Annotated in this window: 15 protein-coding genes; 7 read left to right on the top strand and 8 right to left on the bottom strand. The window is 71.7% G+C overall.

Annotation, left to right across the window (positions count from 1 at the left end; genetic code table 11):
• Nucleotides 1-43: 43 nt before the first annotated feature.
• The 4 genes from Vau01_RS45175 to Vau01_RS45160 form a co-directional block, all read right to left on the bottom strand.
• Complete coding sequence (locus tag Vau01_RS45175; protein WP_204006519.1) at nt 44-1,150, bottom strand: glycosyltransferase family 4 protein; 1,107 nt, start codon at nt 1,148-1,150, stop codon at nt 44-46.
• A complete protein-coding gene (locus tag Vau01_RS45170) occupies nt 1,150-2,403 on the bottom strand; it encodes a M48 family metallopeptidase (protein WP_204006518.1) in 1,254 nt (417 codons plus the stop codon). The genes Vau01_RS45175 and Vau01_RS45170 overlap by 1 nt, the downstream gene beginning before the upstream one ends.
• Nucleotides 2,404-2,495: 92 nt before the next feature.
• Entirely contained in the window at nt 2,496-2,684 is a 189-nt protein-coding gene (locus tag Vau01_RS45165; RefSeq protein ID WP_239152361.1) for a hypothetical protein, read from the bottom strand.
• A 141-nt stretch (nt 2,685-2,825) separates the two neighbouring features.
• Complete coding sequence (locus Vau01_RS45160) at nt 2,826-4,202, bottom strand: NYN domain-containing protein (protein WP_204006514.1); 1,377 nt, start codon at nt 4,200-4,202, stop codon at nt 2,826-2,828.
• Nucleotides 4,203-4,310: 108 nt separating this feature from the next.
• Here Vau01_RS45160 and Vau01_RS45155 point away from each other — a divergent pair, with 108 nt between their 5' ends.
• The 5 genes from Vau01_RS45155 to Vau01_RS45135 all read left to right on the top strand — a co-directional run bounded on the left by Vau01_RS45155 (nt 4,311) and on the right by Vau01_RS45135 (nt 9,857).
• Nucleotides 4,311-6,032: a DEDD exonuclease domain-containing protein gene (locus Vau01_RS45155; protein WP_204006512.1), complete on the top strand. Its 1,722-nt coding sequence runs from the start codon at nt 4,311-4,313 to the stop codon at nt 6,030-6,032.
• Between the two features lie 385 nt (nt 6,033-6,417).
• A complete protein-coding gene (locus tag Vau01_RS45150) occupies nt 6,418-8,190 on the top strand; it encodes a RelA/SpoT family protein (RefSeq protein WP_204006620.1) in 1,773 nt (590 codons plus the stop codon).
• A gap of 17 nt (nt 8,191-8,207) precedes the next feature.
• On the top strand, nt 8,208-8,705 hold the full coding sequence (locus Vau01_RS45145) for an NUDIX hydrolase (RefSeq protein WP_204006511.1): 498 nt from the start codon (nt 8,208-8,210) through the stop codon (nt 8,703-8,705).
• Nucleotides 8,702-9,523 carry a nucleotidyltransferase family protein gene (locus Vau01_RS45140; RefSeq protein ID WP_204006509.1) on the top strand — a complete coding sequence of 274 codons (822 nt, stop codon included), beginning with the start codon at nt 8,702-8,704 and terminating at the stop codon, nt 9,521-9,523. Before Vau01_RS45145 ends, Vau01_RS45140 begins: the two co-directional genes overlap by 4 nt.
• 46 nt (nt 9,524-9,569) lie before the next feature.
• The gene (locus tag Vau01_RS45135) at nt 9,570-9,857 is read left to right on the top strand and encodes an Lrp/AsnC ligand binding domain-containing protein (RefSeq protein ID WP_204006507.1); all 288 of its coding nucleotides are present in this window, start codon (nt 9,570-9,572) and stop codon (nt 9,855-9,857) included.
• A gap of 31 nt (nt 9,858-9,888) precedes the next feature.
• Here Vau01_RS45135 and Vau01_RS45130 read toward each other — a convergent pair whose 3' ends face one another.
• The gene (locus Vau01_RS45130) at nt 9,889-11,772 is read right to left on the bottom strand and encodes a S9 family peptidase (RefSeq protein ID WP_204006505.1); all 1,884 of its coding nucleotides are present in this window, start codon (nt 11,770-11,772) and stop codon (nt 9,889-9,891) included.
• 112 nt (nt 11,773-11,884) lie between these two features.
• Between Vau01_RS45130 and Vau01_RS45125 the strand changes: the two genes are divergently transcribed.
• Entirely contained in the window at nt 11,885-12,709 is an 825-nt protein-coding gene (locus Vau01_RS45125; RefSeq protein ID WP_373320403.1) for an alpha/beta hydrolase family protein, read from the top strand.
• Here the strand turns inward: Vau01_RS45125 and trpD are convergent.
• The 3 genes from trpD to Vau01_RS45110 are packed head-to-tail and all read right to left on the bottom strand — an operon-like array spanning nt 12,695 to nt 15,134.
• Nucleotides 12,695-13,750: an anthranilate phosphoribosyltransferase gene (gene trpD / locus Vau01_RS45120; RefSeq protein ID WP_204006501.1), complete on the bottom strand. Its 1,056-nt coding sequence runs from the start codon at nt 13,748-13,750 to the stop codon at nt 12,695-12,697. The two genes, Vau01_RS45125 and trpD, sit on opposite strands and share 15 nt — an antisense overlap.
• A gap of 27 nt (nt 13,751-13,777) precedes the next feature.
• Nucleotides 13,778-14,179, bottom strand: a complete 402-nt coding sequence (locus tag Vau01_RS45115) for a response regulator (RefSeq protein WP_204006499.1) — start codon at nt 14,177-14,179, stop codon at nt 13,778-13,780.
• 22 nt (nt 14,180-14,201) lie between these two features.
• Nucleotides 14,202-15,134, bottom strand: coding sequence for a cytochrome c oxidase assembly protein (locus tag Vau01_RS45110; RefSeq protein WP_373320397.1), 933 nt, complete (start codon nt 15,132-15,134; stop codon nt 14,202-14,204).
• A 118-nt stretch (nt 15,135-15,252) separates the two neighbouring features.
• Here Vau01_RS45110 and ctaE point away from each other — a divergent pair, with 118 nt between their 5' ends.
• Nucleotides 15,253-15,858 carry an aa3-type cytochrome oxidase subunit III gene (gene ctaE / locus Vau01_RS45105; RefSeq protein ID WP_204006497.1) on the top strand — a complete coding sequence of 202 codons (606 nt, stop codon included), beginning with the start codon at nt 15,253-15,255 and terminating at the stop codon, nt 15,856-15,858.
• The last annotated feature ends 21 nt before the right edge of the window (nt 15,859-15,879 follow it).

The raw sequence follows: 15,879 nt of genomic DNA, 5'->3' as shown, positions 1-15,879 counted from the left end.
TTTCGCTCGTGGACCCCTTCCGTCGGAAGGGGTCCACGATCGTTCACGGGTGCAGCAGCTGCGCGAGGCGGTCGGCCTGCGTGTCCCACTGCCACTGCTTCTCCACCCAGGCGCGGCCGGCCTGTCCCATCCGGCGCGCGAGGTCGCGGTCGAGCAGCAGGGTGGTGAGGCGGTCGGCGATCGCCGCGACGTCGCGCCCGTCGACCACGTAGCCGGTCTCGCCTTTGAGGACGGCGTCGGGCGCCCCACCGCTGTCGCCGGCCACCACCGGCAGGCCGGTCGCGGACGCCTCCAGGTAGACGATGCCGAGCCCTTCGACGTCGAGACCCCGTCGTCTCGTGCGGCACGGCATCGCGTAGACGTCGCCGGCCGCGTAGTGCTCGGGCAGCGCCGTCCACGGCACCGAACCGGTGAAGACGACGTCCTTCTCCTGCCCTTTCGCCAGCGTGCCGAGGCGATCGCGGTCCGGGCCGCCGCTGACGATCAGCAGCGCCGCGTCGGGGACCTTCGCCCGGACCAGCGGCAGGGCCCGGATCAGCATGTCCTGGCCCTTGCGCGGCACCAGCCGGGACACGCAGACGATCACCGGCCGGTCACCCAGCCCGTACTTCGCGCGGACCGTGCTGCCGTCGACGTCGGGGTGGAACGTGTCGGTGTCGACGCCGGGTGTGAGCCGTTCGAGGTTCCTGAGCAGGGGCGCCAGCCGCACCCGCTGGTACTCGCTGAGGTAGGTCGAGACGTCGACGTGCCGGCCGATGCGTCCGAGCATCTGCCGCGCGCCGGGCAGCGCCGCCCAGCCGACCTCGTGCCCGTGCGTCAGCGCGACCGCCCGTTCGATCCCCTTCTTCTTCAGGCCGGCCGCGAGCAGGCCCAGCGGTGCCGCGGCGCCGAACCAGACCGCGTCGCAGCCGTGCGCCCGGGCGAGGTCCGCGGCGCGGCGGGCCACCCGCGGGGTCGGCAGGAGGACGGACGTGCGGTCGCGCACCACCTCGAACGGCTGCTCGGCGTCGAACTCCCGGGCGCCCTTCCAGCTGGACGCGTAGACCACGAGGTCGTCCTTCGGCAGCCGCACCGCGAGCTTGTGCACGAAGATCTGGATGCCGCCCGGTCGCGGCGGAAAATCATTGGTGACGAGGAGCGTGCGGCCCATCAGTGCGCCCGTGCCCAGGCGCGGGCCATCGCGATGCGCTCGACCGCCGTGGGGTGCGAGCCGGTGAGGGCCTGCTCGACCGGGTTCGGGTCGGGATCGCTGAGGTTGACCGTGGCCAGCCGGGTCATCATCGACTCGTAGGTGGCCGGGTCGCCGGTGAGCTCGAGCGCGTGCGTGTCGGCCCGGCTCTCGACCTTGCGCGAGACGAACCCCTGCGCCGGCCCGGCCAGCAGCCCACCGATGGTGCCGATCACCAGCAGCAACGCGATCGCCCGCGGCTCACCGATGTCGTCGACGCCGGCCCGCCGGAGCAGCGGCGTCCACGCGCCGAGCAGGTAGATCATCAGGACGGCGCTGGCCGCCCCGAGCGCGCTGACCAGGGTGCCGGTGAGCACGTCGTTCGACTTGGCATGGCTCAGCTCGTGGGCGACGACGCTGCGCACCTCGGCCTCCGACACCTCGGCCAGGAGCGTGTCGTAGACGACGATCCGCCGGGTGGCCCCGTACCCCGAGACGTACGCGTTCACCGCCCGCGTCCGCCGGGACGCGTCGGCCACCAGCACGTCCTTGACCGGCACGCCGTCGCGTTCGGCGAGGGCGAGCAGGTCGGTACGCAGTTGGCCCGCCTCCATCGGGGTGAACTTGTTGAACACCGGCTCGACCAGCACCGGGAACACGAACGTCAGCACCATCATCAGCACCGCGGCCCCGACCGCACCGACCGCCCACCACCAGCGCGGGAACAGTTTGGTGACGGTGAAGAACCCGACCAGCGCCACTCCCCCGATCACCGCGCCGACCGCGTACCCCTTGAGCAGGTCGACCAGCCATCCACCCCACGTCTGGGTCGACAGCCCGTACTCCCTGACGACGCTCTGCCGCCACGCCGCGAACGGCAGCGTGACCAGTTCCCCGATGAGCACGATCGCCAGCCCGCCGAGGAGCGCCTGAGCCAGCCAGTGCCCGCCGAACGGCCGCCCGACCAGCTCGACCAGCCGCGCACCGAGCGGGGTGAGCCCGAGCACCACCGCGAACAGCAGCGCCACCACGAGCGCCCCGTACGTGCCCGGCCGCAGCGCCGAGTGGAACGCCCGGCCCTTGGCCACGGCGTCGGCCGGCAGACTCTGCAGGGCCGCCACCTGATCCGCCCGCGGCGCCGGCGCACTGCTCCACGGCACCCTGAGCACGAGCACGGTCGCCAACGCCACCAGCAGCAACCCGAGCACAGACGCGGCCAACACCCGATGAGACATCGCCGGCCATCCTATGGGGCCGGCCGTCCCGTGGGAGGCGCCGCCCGACCCTAGGGAAGGCGGCGCCCCACCCGACGACGAACCGCGACAGGTCAGGCCGCCGCGCCACCACCACGAACGAGACGCAACGGCGGCGGCCCCTGCTCCGCCACCGGTGCGCTCACCGACGGTGGCTCCAGCAGGGTCACCTCGAACCCCGCCCGGGCCAGCGTCTCGATCGCCCAGAGTTCGTCACGGTCGAGCAGTTCGACCTCGGGCGGCGGCTCGTACAACGCCGCCACCAGGCAACCGTCGCAGCCAGTTCCGCGACGGGGGCACTTCGTGCAGTCGACGAGCATCGCTCCTCCTCCGCGATCGCCATCTGCACCGCACGTTACGTGGGGGGTATGACAAAACCGCGTGACGCCGAGGTGATATGGCCGCTACGTGCGGCCCAACCGGCGGAGGAGGGCGTTGGAGCTCAGCGGATACGCACCGTGGCGGCGGACGCCGTCGGCCACTTCGCGGTCGGAGGAAATGACGACGACGGGGCGGCCGGCCGGCTCGGCGCGAACCAGGCGCCGGATCAAGTCGTCGGCGGTTTCGCCCTTCTTGGAGAAGAGGACGCGCACGCCGCGTGGGGCCGGTGGCAGGCCCACGATGCGTTCGGCCCCGTCGAAGACGACCGTGACCTCGGCCCGCGTCTGTGCGGCGATGCCGCCCAGCCCGGTGATCAGGCGGCTGCGCTGCTGTTCGAGCGACAGCTCGCCGTACCCGGCCTTGGTGACGTTGTAGCCGTCGACCACGAGGTGCGCCTTCGGCAGGTCGAGCAGCTGGTCGAGGCGGGCCGGGTCGTTGGCGTCGAGGGCGCGGGCCCGCGCCGGCATGGCCCCCTCGGGGCGGTCGGCGGCGGTGTCGGCGACGAAATCGGCGGGCAGCCGGTCGGTGGGTTCGAGAGCCAGCTCGCGGCGCAGCCCGACGGCCGCCTGGCCGATCGTCTCCAAAAGGAGCCACAGGCGGGCGTCGTCGTTGGCGCGGGCCTCCTTGGCGCTGATGCGGGCGGCGCCGGCCTGCGACTCGGCCTCGGCCAGCCGGGCGCGGAGGCGCCGCACCTCGGCGTCGTGGTCGGCGGTGGCGCGCGTCGCGCGTCCCTTCTCGGTGGCCAGCAGATCGGCGGCCTTGCGCTCGCGCTGTTCGAGCTCGCGGACCGACCGGGTGAGGCGCCGGACGTCGTCACGCAGGCCGCCGGCCTCCTCGCGGAGGCGGGCCAGCTCGTCGCGGAGCTTCTCGGCCTCGGTGCGGGCGACGGTGCGGTCGTGCTCGGCGCGACCGACCCGCTGCTCCAGCTCGCGCACCTGGGCGGCGGCGAGCGCCTGCTCGGCCTCGGCGCGCATGGCGTCGGTGGCGGTGCCGATCAGCTCGCGCCACGCGGGTGGCCGGCACAGATATGCCAGGGCGGCGACCTCGGTGGGGTCGGCCGCTCCGGGCGGCGTCCCCTCGGCCACGGCCGCGCCGAGCTCACCGGCGCCCTCGACCACCTTCGTGGCCAGGCGCTGCCGGAGCAGGGAGTCGGTGGCGATCTGGGCCGCGATCAGCGGCCCGCCGAGCTTGGCCCGACGGTTCGGCGCGAACTTGGCCACCCGGCGCAGGGAGATCGGCAGCTCGTCGGCTGGCAAATTTCCCAGGACGGCCGCGGCCAGGGTGGTGACCCGTTGGCGTACCGGGTCGGGCAACACCGGGTCGGGCTCGTAGGACTCGTCGAGGACAGGATCGATCAGGCCCTGCTCAGCAGGGCCGTCAGAGCCGGTCGACGACGACATACTCCCCAGTGTCGCACCGCGAGGCCCCACACGTCCCGATCAAAAGCCGGGCAGTCCAAACGGCGCACCCGACGCAGGAATGTCGTACCCCTCGCATAACGTCCGCCCGTGCAGCTCACCCTGGACGCGCTGTTCGACGATCCGCGCGCGGCCTCCCTGTTCGCCACCACGTTCATGGTCGTCGACCTGGAGACCACCGGGGGCGCCCCCAGCGGCGGCGGCATCACCGAGATCGGGGCGGTGAAGGTCTGCGGCGGGGAGGTTCTGGGCGAGTTCGCCACATTGGTCCACCCCACCGAGCGGCTGCCACCGTTCATCACGGTCCTCACCGGCATTACCGAGGCCATGTTGTTACCTGCGCCGAAGATCGAGGAGGTTCTGCCCGGTTTCCTGCAGTTTGCCCAGGGCGCCGTCTGGGTCGCCCACAACGCGCCCTACGACACCGGCTTCCTCAAGGCCGCCTGCGCCGAGTTCGGCTACGCGTGGCCGAAGCCGTTGGTGCTCGACACCGCCCAACTGGCCCGCCGCACCCTGATCTCCGGCGAGGTGCCCAACCACAAGCTCAGCTCGCTGGCCAGGCACTTCCGGGTCCCCAACGAGCCGTGCCACCGGGCGCTGCACGACGCGCGGGCCACCGTCGACGTCCTGCACGCCCTGATCGCGCGGCTGTCGGGCCACCGGGTGCACACGCTCGGCGACGCGCTGGAGTTCGTGAAGGCGATCAGCCCCGAGCAGCGGAAGAAGAAGCACCTCGCCGAGAACCTGCCCGACAAACCGGGCGTATACGTGTTCCGGGGGAGGAAAGACCGGCCGCTGTACGTGGGGACGAGCTCGTCGATCGCCACGCGCGTCCGCAGCTACTTCACCGCCGCCGAGAAGCGGGCCCGCATCAGCGAGATGCTGGCCGCCGCCGAGCGGGTCGAGGCGATCGAGTGCGCCCACTCGCTGGAGGCGGAGATCCGCGAGTTGCGCCTGATCGCGGCGCACAAACCGCCCTACAACCGGCGGTCGAAGTTCCCCGAGCGGGTGGTCTGGCTCAAGCTGACCGTCGAGGCCTACCCACGGCTGTCGCTGGTGCGGAAGATCACCGACGACGGGGCCGCCTACCTCGGCCCGTTCGCGTCCAAGCGGTCCGCCGAGCTCGCCGCGGCCGGCGTCTACGACGCGCTGCCGATGCGCCAGTGCACCAAGAAGCTGTCGAAGAAGACCAGGTCGCCGGCCTGCGCGCTGGCCGAACTCGGTCGGTGCCCGGCGCCCTGCGAACACGGCATCTCCGTCGACGAGTACGAGGCGCGCGTCGCCGAGCCGTTCCGCAGCGCCACCCGGGAGGATCCGGCCGAGGTGGTCGAGCGGCTCATGGAACGCATCGGAAGGCTCGCGGAGAAGCAGCGGTACGAAGACGCCGCCGCGGTCCGGTCGCGGCTCATCGCGTTCCTCCGGGCGGCGGTGCGCATGCAGCGGCTGGCCGGCCTCACCGTGCTCACCGAGGTGGTCGCCGCCCGGCCGGCCGCCACCGGCGGCTGGGAGCTGTCGATCGTCCGGCGGGGCCGGCTGGTCGCGGCGGGGGTGTCGCCGGCCGGCGAGCATCCGCGCCGCACGATCGACACGCTGCTCGCCACCGCCGAGACGGTGCTGCCCGGTCCGGGTCCGGTGCCGGCCGCCACCCCGGAGGAGGGTGAGCGGATCCTGGCGTGGCTCGAACGCCCGGAGACCCGGCTGGTCCGGATCGACGAGCGGGGGTGGATGTCACCCGCACGGGGCGCGGGACGGTGGAGATCGCTCCTCGCGATGGCCGACGCGGCGATTCACGCCGGCCGTGAACATGAGTGAACCGCGGCGCGATCATGACGAATCGGGTCGATCTCACCCCTCGTAACCGGTTTGTTGCACTTATTTCGTCCACTACGGGGTGAATTACCGCCTTGAGGGTGCTTCGTGCATCCGACGTTCGCACATACGCAAATGACCGATCGGGCGCGGAGACAGTTACTACTCTGGAAGGAATTGCTGCCCGCCCCGAAACGTCGTCCGGTGCGCCCCACCCGGCCGGCACGGTGAGGAGGTGCCACCGGTGGACCCCGGAATCGCCCACAACGGCTGGCGCCTGAACACGCCTCCCGACCGGCACGACCATCGGGGCACCAGTGAGCCCGCGCGCGGACACGGTCATCACGGCGGAGACCCGTCGGTGGCCGCGACCGAACTCGGCCTCGCGGTGGCCGTCCCCGCCAAGGAGACGCCCGACGCGCCGGCACCCGCCGACGGCTCGGGCGAGAGCGCCCTCACGCGCCGGCTGAAGTCCCTGCTGCCGTGGTCGACCGACACCGATCCGGTGTCGACGCTCATCCGCACGCACCGGAGCATCCACTCCGACGCCGACCCGGGCATCGTGCGCCACGCGTACGAGACGGCCGAGCGCATGCACCGCGGCCAGATGCGCAAGAGCGGTGAGCCGTTCATCACCCACCCGGTGGCCGTCGCCGCGATCCTCTCCGACCTGGGCATGGACACCGTGACGCTGGTGGCCGCGATGCTCCACGACACGGTGGAGGACACCAGCTACACGATCGCCGCACTGGAGAGCGACTTCGGCCCCGAAGTCGCTCTCATCGTCGATGGGCTCACCAAGTTCGACAAGCTGTTCTTCGGCGAGGCCGCCGAGGCCGAAACGCTGCGGAAGCTGATCATCGCCGCCGGGCGCGACGTGCGGGTGCTGGTGATCAAGCTGGCCGACCGGTTGCACAACATGCGCACGCTCGACGCCCGGTCCACCAAGAGCCAGCAGCGCATCGCGACGGCCACCCGCGACGTGCTGGTACCGCTGTGCGACCGGCTCGGCATCCAGGTGATCAAGCGTGACCTCGAGGACTGCATCCTCAAGGCGCTCAGCCCGAGCGGGTACGCGCTGATCACCGAGTACCTCACCCAGCGCGAGGGCTGGGACGAGTACCTGGAGCGGGCGCGGTCGGCGTTCACCACGGAGCTCAAGAACGGCCGGGTCGACTGCAAGATCACCGTGCGACCCCGGCACCTGTACTCGATCTGGAAGGACACGGTGGCCGGGCGGCACTCCGAGCCGCACGACCTCCCCCGTCTGGTGGTGCAGGTCGAGGGCGACGACATGGACTGCTACGCCGCGCTCGGCATCATCCACGGCCGATGGCGGCCGGTACCCGGGCGGTTCAAGGACTTCATCGCGTCACCGAAGAACAACCTCTACCGGTCGCTGCACACCACCGTGATCGGCCCCGACGGGCGCTCGGTCGAGGTGCTCATCCGCACCCACGAGATGCACCTGAGCGCCGAGTACGGCGTCGCCGTCAACTTCCGGTACCCGCAGGGCCGGGCCGGTTTCGGGCCCGCCGCCCGCGCCGAGCAGCTGGACTGGCTGCAACGGGTGCTCGACTGGGAGAGCGCCGCCGCCGAGCCGGGCCAGTTCCTGGCGTCGCTGCGGTGCGACCTCTCCGAGGGTCAGATCATCGTGTTCACGTCGACCGGGCGGCCGGTGCTGCTGCCGTCCGACTCCACGCCGATCGACCTGGCGTACACGCTCAGCGCCGACACCGGCAACCGATGTATCGGCTCGCGGATCAACGGCCGGCTGGTGCCGTTGTCGTCCATCCTTGCCGACGGCGACTCGGTGGAGATCATCACCCGCGACAACGGCGCCGACGAGGGCGGCCCGTCCGAGGAGTGGCTCGACTTCGTCAAGACCCCGCACGCCCGGCTGCACATCGGCCGCTGGTTCGAGAAGCGCAGCGAGACCGTCACCATCGCCAACAAGGTGCGCCTGGGCCGCGTCGCCGTCGGCCTGGCCCTGCGCCAGCACGGCCGCGGGCTGGCCAGCGACCTTCCCCTGGTCCGGCTCGCCACCCAACTCGGCTTCCCCGATCTCGAGACGCTGCTGGTGGCCGTCGCCGATCACAAGGTCTCCGCGAACACCGTGGTCGACCGGTTGATCCGGGCGGTGGACCACTCTCCGCACTAGTCCACTACCGTTGCCCGGTGCATGTAGCTCGTAAGGCGTTCTACGCCGCGTTCTACCGGTTGCCCGGCCGGTGGCGGCGCCGCATCGTGCGGCTGCTGAAACAGCGGTTCACCGTGGGCGCCGTCGTGCTGGTGAAGACCACCGACGACAAGCTTCTGCTGCTGCGCCAGCCGCCGGGCACGGGCTGGTCGCTGCCGGCCGGCCTGATGGACCGCGGTGAGCGTCCCGTCGAGACCGCCGCCCGGGAACTGTTCGAGGAGAGCGGCATCCGGCTCGACGAGGGCGACCTGGAACCGGGGAGTCCGAACGCGATCGTGCACCGGGCCGGCTGGATCGACTGCGTGTTCTTCGCGACGGTTCCGCCCGGCACCGAGACGAACGTCGACGGCGCCGAGGTCTACGAGGCGGCGTTCCACCCGGTCGACGCGCTGCCCCCGTTGACCGTGCCCACCTCGCAACTGCTCGGCTACTACGGCATGGGCCCGTACGCCGCCTACCCGGAGACGCGGGCGTGAGCGACGTCTGCGCGGTCGTCCTGGCGGCGGGTGAGGGGACGCGGCTGCGCCCGCTCACGGCGGACCTGCCGAAGGCGCTGTGCCCCGTCGGGAACGTGCCGCTGCTCGACCGCGCGCTCGCCCGGGTCACGGCCCTCGGTCTCGACGCGGCCGTCAACGCCTGCTATCTCGGGTCGCAGGTGGTCGCGCACGTCGGCACGCGGGCGTTCGTCGGTGTCGAGCCGGGAGACCCGTGGGGGACGTCGGGCGGGCTGGCCCGGCTGCGCGACTGGATCGACGGACGCGGGGTGCTGGTCGGCAACGCCGACGCCTACCTCTCGTCGGCCACCCGGGCGCCGGGACCGGACATCGCCGGGATGGTCGACGGCTGGGACGGCGGGACGGTGCGGATCCTCGGCGTCCCGGCCGGCGACCGGCCGGCCGAGTTCGGCCCCTACCGGTTCGCCGGCTTCTCCCTGCTGCCCTGGACGGTGGTGCGCGACCTGCCGGTGGAGCGCGGCGACCTGGTGCGCACCGCGTGGCGACCGGCCGAGCGGGCCGGGCGGCTGGAGGTGGTGCCGTTCGACGGCACCTACCTCGACACCGGCACCCCGGAGACCTACCTGGCCGCGAACCTGCACGCCGCCGCGCCGGGTTCCCTGGTCGACCCCACGGCGGTGGTCACCGCGCCGGTGACGAACGCGGTGATCGGCGCGGGCGCGGTGGTGGCCGGGCCGGTGCGGTCGGCCGTGGTGTGGCCGGGGGCCGCCGTCGCGGCGGGGGAAGTGCTCGACAACGCGATCCGCGCGGGCGGCGGGCTCACGGTCGCCGTACGATGATTCGCGCCGCGCTCGCCGCCCTACTCCATGCTGAAGGAGACCTCGGGTGATCACCGCCATCGTCCTGATCAACTGTGCCACCGACGCGATCCCGGAGGTTGCCGAGAACCTCGCGAACATCGACGGGGTGAGCGAGGTCTACTCGGTGGCCGGCAGCATCGACCTGATCGCGATCGTGCGGGTCGCCAGGTTCGAGGCGATCGCCGAGGTGATCGCCGGCAACATCTCGAAGACCCCGGGTGTGACGGCCACCGACACGCACATCGCGTTCCGCGCCTACTCCCGGCACGACCTCGAAGAGGCGTTCGCGATCGGCTTCCCCGACGCGGACTGACGGCTGCCAGCCCGCGTCGGGTCGAACAGCCTCAGAGCCAGCGGTCGAACCACTCGACGATCGCGTCGAACCTGGCCACCCGGTGGCTGGGTAGGCCGGTCCGGGACATCTCGTGTCCCTCGCCGGGGAACAGGAGCATCTCCACCTCGGCACCGCGGCGCTTCAGGGCGACGAACAGGCGCTGCGCCTGCTCGACCGGGCACCGCCAGTCCTGCTCCGAGTGGATGATCAGCATCGGCGCGGTGATCCGGTCGACGTACGTCAGCGGGCTCTTGGCCGGGTCGTTGGTCCACAGCGCCTCGGTGAAGAACCAGCCGATGTCGGACGAGCCGGTGAAGCTGTCGATCGCGTTGACCGCCCGCTCCGACGCGGCCGCCTTGAACCGTTCGGGGTGCCGGGCGGCGAGCCAGGTGGTCATGAAGCCGCCGTGGGAGCCACCGAGCACGCCGACCCGGGACCCGTCCAGGTCCTCGGCCTTCAGCGCCTGGTCGAGCAGGGCCATCAGGTCGGCCCCGCACACGTCGCCGACGTCGCCGATGACGGCCCGGCCGTGCGCCTCGCCGTACCCCGACGAGCCCCGCGGGTTGCCCATCACCACCGCGTACCCGGCGCCGGCGTAGACCTGGGCCTCGTCGAACAGCCGCCAGCCGTACTGGGTGAACGGCCCACCGTGGATCATGAGGAGCACCGGGTGCGGCCCTTCGCCGGCCGGACGCACGATCCAGCCGTGCACCGGGTAGCCGTCGGGCGCGGAGCCGGTGATCTCCTCCATCGGGAACGACGTGGTGCCCTCGTTCCACGACGACAGCTTCCGCTCGCCGACGAACAGTTCACCCCAGCTGCCGGCGTCGGCCAGGGTCAGCGCCAGCGTGTCGCCGACGCGGTGGTAGCCGGCGACCTGCCGCTCGCCGCCGACCAGCACCGTCGGCTCGCCGCCGTCGTAGGGCACCAGCAGCAGTTCGACGGCGCCGCGCTGCTCGTTGGGGAACAGGACCCCGTCGTCGCCCGGCTGGACGTGTCCGCCGGGGTAGGCGATGTGGTACTTCTCCCGGTCGGTGAGCCGGCGGGCCGGTGCGCCGCCGTCGGTGGGTACGTACCAGAGGCTCTCCGTGGCGATCACCGAGTCGTCGGCCTCGGTGCCGAGGAAGCAGACGCCGGTGCCGTCGGGCGTGAACTGCGGCTGGTTGGACGAGAGCGTCCCGTCGGTGACGGCGCGAAGACCGGACCCGTCCTCGGCGCACACCCAGACGTCGGAGACGAGGTCGTCGTTCCACGTCTCGTGCCGGGCGGCGACGAACGCCAGCAGACCGCCGGCCGGCGACCAGGCGACGGCGGAGTGGTCGTACGGCCCGTCGGTGATCTTCACCGGCTCATCGGCGGGGTCGATGCCGGTGACGAAGACATGGCGCGGCCGGTCCAACAGGAATCCGAGGTCGTCGACCCGGTAGAACAGCTTGCCGATCCGGCGCGGCGGTTCCTTGCCGGCGTCGACGCCGTCCCGGGTGCCGTAGCGCCCCTCCTCGGGAACCCGCGCCACGTAGGCGATGCGGGCCGAGTCGGGCGCCCAGGTGAACTCGCCGACGCCGAGCTTCTCGTCGGTGACCTTCCGGGCCTCGCCACCCGCGGTCGGCAGGATCCACAGCTGCGGCTTGCCGGTTTCCCCGTCGTCGCCGCGCACGGCACGGAGGAACGCGATCCAGGCGCCGTCGGGCGAGTACTCGGGTGCGCCGTCGCGCCAGCCGCCGGTGAGGCGGCGGGGCGGAGCGGAGCCGTCAGCCGGAGAGATCCACAGCTGGCTCGTGTAATCGTCGGCGTCAAGATCGATGTGCGACAGGGCGACCACGACGGTGTCACCGCGTGGGTTCACTGCCGGCCGGCCCGGGATGCGGGCGGAGGCGATGTCGGCTGGCTTCATGACCGCCAAGCTATCTGGCAGCAGCTGATTTGTCGCCGACTGAGGCGACCGGCGGTGGTCGAGCTACCCAGAGGTAACCTAGGCTTCCGACGTGGAACCGACCGTCGAGACCATGCCCCGCCCGGGTGGCGACATCCTCGCCCTGCACAGCTACCCCGACGACGGCACCGCGCCGATGGCGCTGATCCTGCCGGCGATGGGCGTTCCGGCCCGGTACTACCGGCACTTCGCGGCCGAACTGCACGCGGTCGGGTTCGCGGTGCTGGCGCTCGACCTGCGCGGCAACGGCGCCAGCACGCCCCGGCCCAGTCGCGCGACGCGCTACGGCTACAGCGATCTCGTCGACGACGTCGCGGCCGTCTGCGACGCCCTCACCGAGCGCCGGGCCGGCCGTCCGCTCCTGCTCGTCGGCCACTCGCTCGGCGGGCAGCTCGGGCTGCTGCACGCCGCGAACGATCCGGCCGGCATCACGGGCGTGGTGCTGGTCGCCGCCGCGATCCCGTACTGGCGCGCGTATCCGGGCCGGCGGCGGTACGGGCTGCTCGGCATGACCCAGTACATCGCCGCGACGTCGACCGTGCTCGGAGTGTGGCCGGGGTGGGGCTTCGGCGGCCGCCAGGCCGGCCGGGTGATGACCGACTGGGCGCGCACCGCCCGCACCGGCGGATACGGCAACCTGCCCGGCGCCGACGAGGCGCTGGCCAAGCTGAGCGTGCCGGTGCTGGCGATCAGCTTCGAGGGCGACGACCTCGTGCCGGCACCCGTCGTCGACAACTACCTCGGGCTCGTCGGCGTGGCGCCCGTCGAGCGGGCGCACATCACGGCGGCCGACCTCGGCGCCCCCGGCAACCACTTCACGTGGACGCGCATGAGCGCACCCGTCGTGGCCAGGATCACCGCGTTCGGCCCGGGGGCGGGCGGCTCAGGCGACGAGTGACTTCGCGCGCGCGACCCACGCGTCCAATGTGGTTTTCGCCGCACCGGAGTCGATGGAGTTCTCGGCCCGCTTGATGCCCGCGCGCAGCGCGCCCGGCAGGTCGTCACCAAAGCCCGCGCGGGCCGCAAGCGCCGCCGCCGCGTTGACGACCACCGCGTCGCGCACCGGGCCGGTCTCGCCGTCGAGGAGCCGGCGGGCCACGCCCGCGTTGAACTCCGCGTCGGCGCCGCGCAGCGCGCTCAGGTCGGGCGCCCGCGGGATGCCGAGATCGGTCGCGTCGATCACCTGCTCGGTGACGCTGCCGCCGCTGACCGCCCACACCCGGGTGGGCGCCAGCGTGGTGAACTCGTCGAGCCCGTCCTCGCCGCGGACCAGCACCACCGTGTCGCCGCGCCGGGCGAACACCTCGGCCAGCACCGGCGCCATGGCGCGGTCGGCGCAGCCGACGGTGGCCGCGGTGGGCTGCGCCGGGTTGGTGAGCGGGCCGAGGAAGTTGAACACCGTCGGCACGCCCAACTCGCGCCGCGGCCCGCCGGTGTGCCGGTAGCTCGGGTGGAACCGGGCGGCGAAGCAGAACCCGATGCCGACGTCGGCGACGCACGTGGCCACCTCGTCGGGGCCGAGTTCCAGCGGCACGCCCAGGTACTCCAGCAGGTCGGCCGCGCCGCACGACGAGGAGGCCGCGCGGTTGCCGTGCTTGACCACCGGCACGCCGGCGCCGGCCACCACCAGCGCCGCCATCGTGGAGATGTTGACGGTGTGGCTGCGGTCGCCGCCGGTACCGACGATGTCGACCGCGCCGGTGCGCACGGTGTCGGGCAGGGTGACCCGCACCGCGTGGCCGAGCATCGCTTCGACCAGGCCGGCGATCTCGGCCGGGGTCTCCCCCTTGGACCGCAGCGCGATCGCGAAGCCCGCGATCTGCGCGCCGGTGGCGTTGCCCGACATGATCTCGTTCATGGCCCACGCGGTGTCGGCGGTCGCGAGTTCGTCGCCGCGCAGCAACGCGGCGAGCAGGTTCGGCCAGGTGCGCTCGCCCATGAGGCTTTCTCCGGGGGTTGGAGTGCTCTAACGGTTGACGGGAAGTCCTTCGGAGCGCTGACGCAGCAGGGTCGCCACGGCCTGGGTGGTGAGCACCGGGTCGAGCGGGTGCACCAGCGTCGCGTCGACCGCCGCGTACGCGGCCAGCCACCGGTCGGCGGCGCGCGCGATCACCACGCAGGTGGGCGGGCAGTCGTCGATCTCGTCCTTGAGCTGACGGGCGATGCCGAGACCGCCGGCGGGCGCGGCCTCGCCGTCGAGCACCAGCAGGTCGACGTCGTACTCGTCGACCAGGCGCACCGTGTCGGCGTACGAGTCGGACTCGACGAACTCGACTTCGAGGTCCTTCGCCGGGCGCGGACCGATCGCCAGGCGCATGCGGTCACGCACGTGCGGATCGTCGCTGTAGAGCAGCACCGTCGAAGTCATGATCGGATCGCTTTCTGTCGTGTCAACCCGCGGGGATCGTACCCGTCGTGCGTTCGGCCCGGGCGCGCTCCTCTGCCTCTTCCCGGTCGAGTTGGCGGTCGACGCGGCGCGCCTCGCGGTCGCTGGCCTTCATCCACTGCCCCACGAGGACCGCGAGCATCGTGATGCTCACCGCCTCCCCGCCGGCCCAGAGGATGCCGCCGGCGAGCTTCTGGTCCTCGAACGGGTCGGTCCAGTTCAGCCCCAGCGACGGGTACCAGTCGCCGCCGATCAGCGTGGTGCTCTGCATGATCGTGAGCCCCAGAACGGCGTGGAACGGCGTGCTGAGCACCATCAGCAGCGCCCGGGCCGGGTACGGCCACCGCCCGGGCAGCGGGTCGACCCCGATGAGCGGCCAGAAGAACAGGCAGCCGACGAGGATGAAGTGCGCGTGCACGAGTTCGTGCACCCACTCGTTCCGCACCGTGAGCTCGTACAGGCCGCTGAAGTACAGCGCGAACGGCGTGAACACGAACAACGCGTAGGCGACCAGCGGATTCGCCAGCACCCGGGCGACCCGACTGTGCAGGACGGCGCTCAGCGCGTCACGGAATCTTTTCGGCAGCACGCGGAGTGCCAGCGTGACCGGCGCCCCCAGCGCGAGGAAGATCGGCGCGACCATCGACAGCACCATGTGCTGGATCATGTGGACGCTCAGCAGCGTGGTGTCGTACGTACCCACCCCGGTGAGCGTGACCGCCGCGATGCCGCCGAGCCCCGGCCCGAGGAACGCGACGCCGCGACCGACCGGCCAGCGGTGCCCGCGGGCCCGCAGCAGCCACCATCCGTAGCAGTACAGCGCCGCTGCCGCGAGGAGCGCCAGCGCCAGCCACGAACCGGGCCGCAGCGCGAACAGGGTGGCGGCGGACGGCGGACCGAGTTCGCCGCCGTGCGCGAGAACCTCGGTGTACTCCACGTGACTCAGGTTATTCCCGTGACCACGCGGGGTCCCTCCGGGGGGAGATTGTGCGGCACGGACCTTGACATATGGCCCCCGCGCAGCCTGGGGATCTCGCAGACGACATAATGACCGCGTGACTGCGGCTCATGGCATCGCCAAGAACCAGATCCACTCGCTGACGCGGCCGAACATGGTCAGCGTCGGAACGATTGTCTGGCTCTCGAGCGAACTGATGTTCTTCGCGGCGCTGTTCGCGATGTTCTTCTCCATCCGCGCGGCGATGCCGGAGGAGTGGGCCCACCACTCCGAGACGTTGAACGTCCCGTATGCGCTCACGTTCACGGTGATCCTGGTGGCGTCGTCGATCACCTGCCAGATCGGGGTGTTCGCGGCCGAGCGCGGTGACGTGCACGGCCTGCGCCGCTGGTTCTTCCTCACGTTCGTGATGGGCCTGGCGTTCGTGCTGGGCCAGGCCAACGAGTACCGCAACCTGGTGCACGAGGGCATCAAGATCAATTCGGACGGGTTCGGGTCGATGTTCTACCTGACCACCGGGTTCCACGGCCTGCACGTGTCCGGCGGTCTGGTCGCGTTCATCTTCTACATGATCCGGACGACCATGGGCCGGTTCACCCCGGCGCAGGCAACGGCGGCGATCGTCGTCTCCTACTACTGGCACTTCGTCGACATCGTGTGGATCGCGCTCTTCTTCATGATCTACATTCTGCCGTTCATCTGACGTCACGTTTTGAAACGACGC

This window comes from Virgisporangium aurantiacum, assembly GCF_016863635.1.
Classification (GTDB): domain Bacteria; phylum Actinomycetota; class Actinomycetes; order Mycobacteriales; family Micromonosporaceae; genus Virgisporangium; species Virgisporangium aurantiacum.
This window is presented reverse-complemented; position numbering and strand designations above follow the sequence as displayed.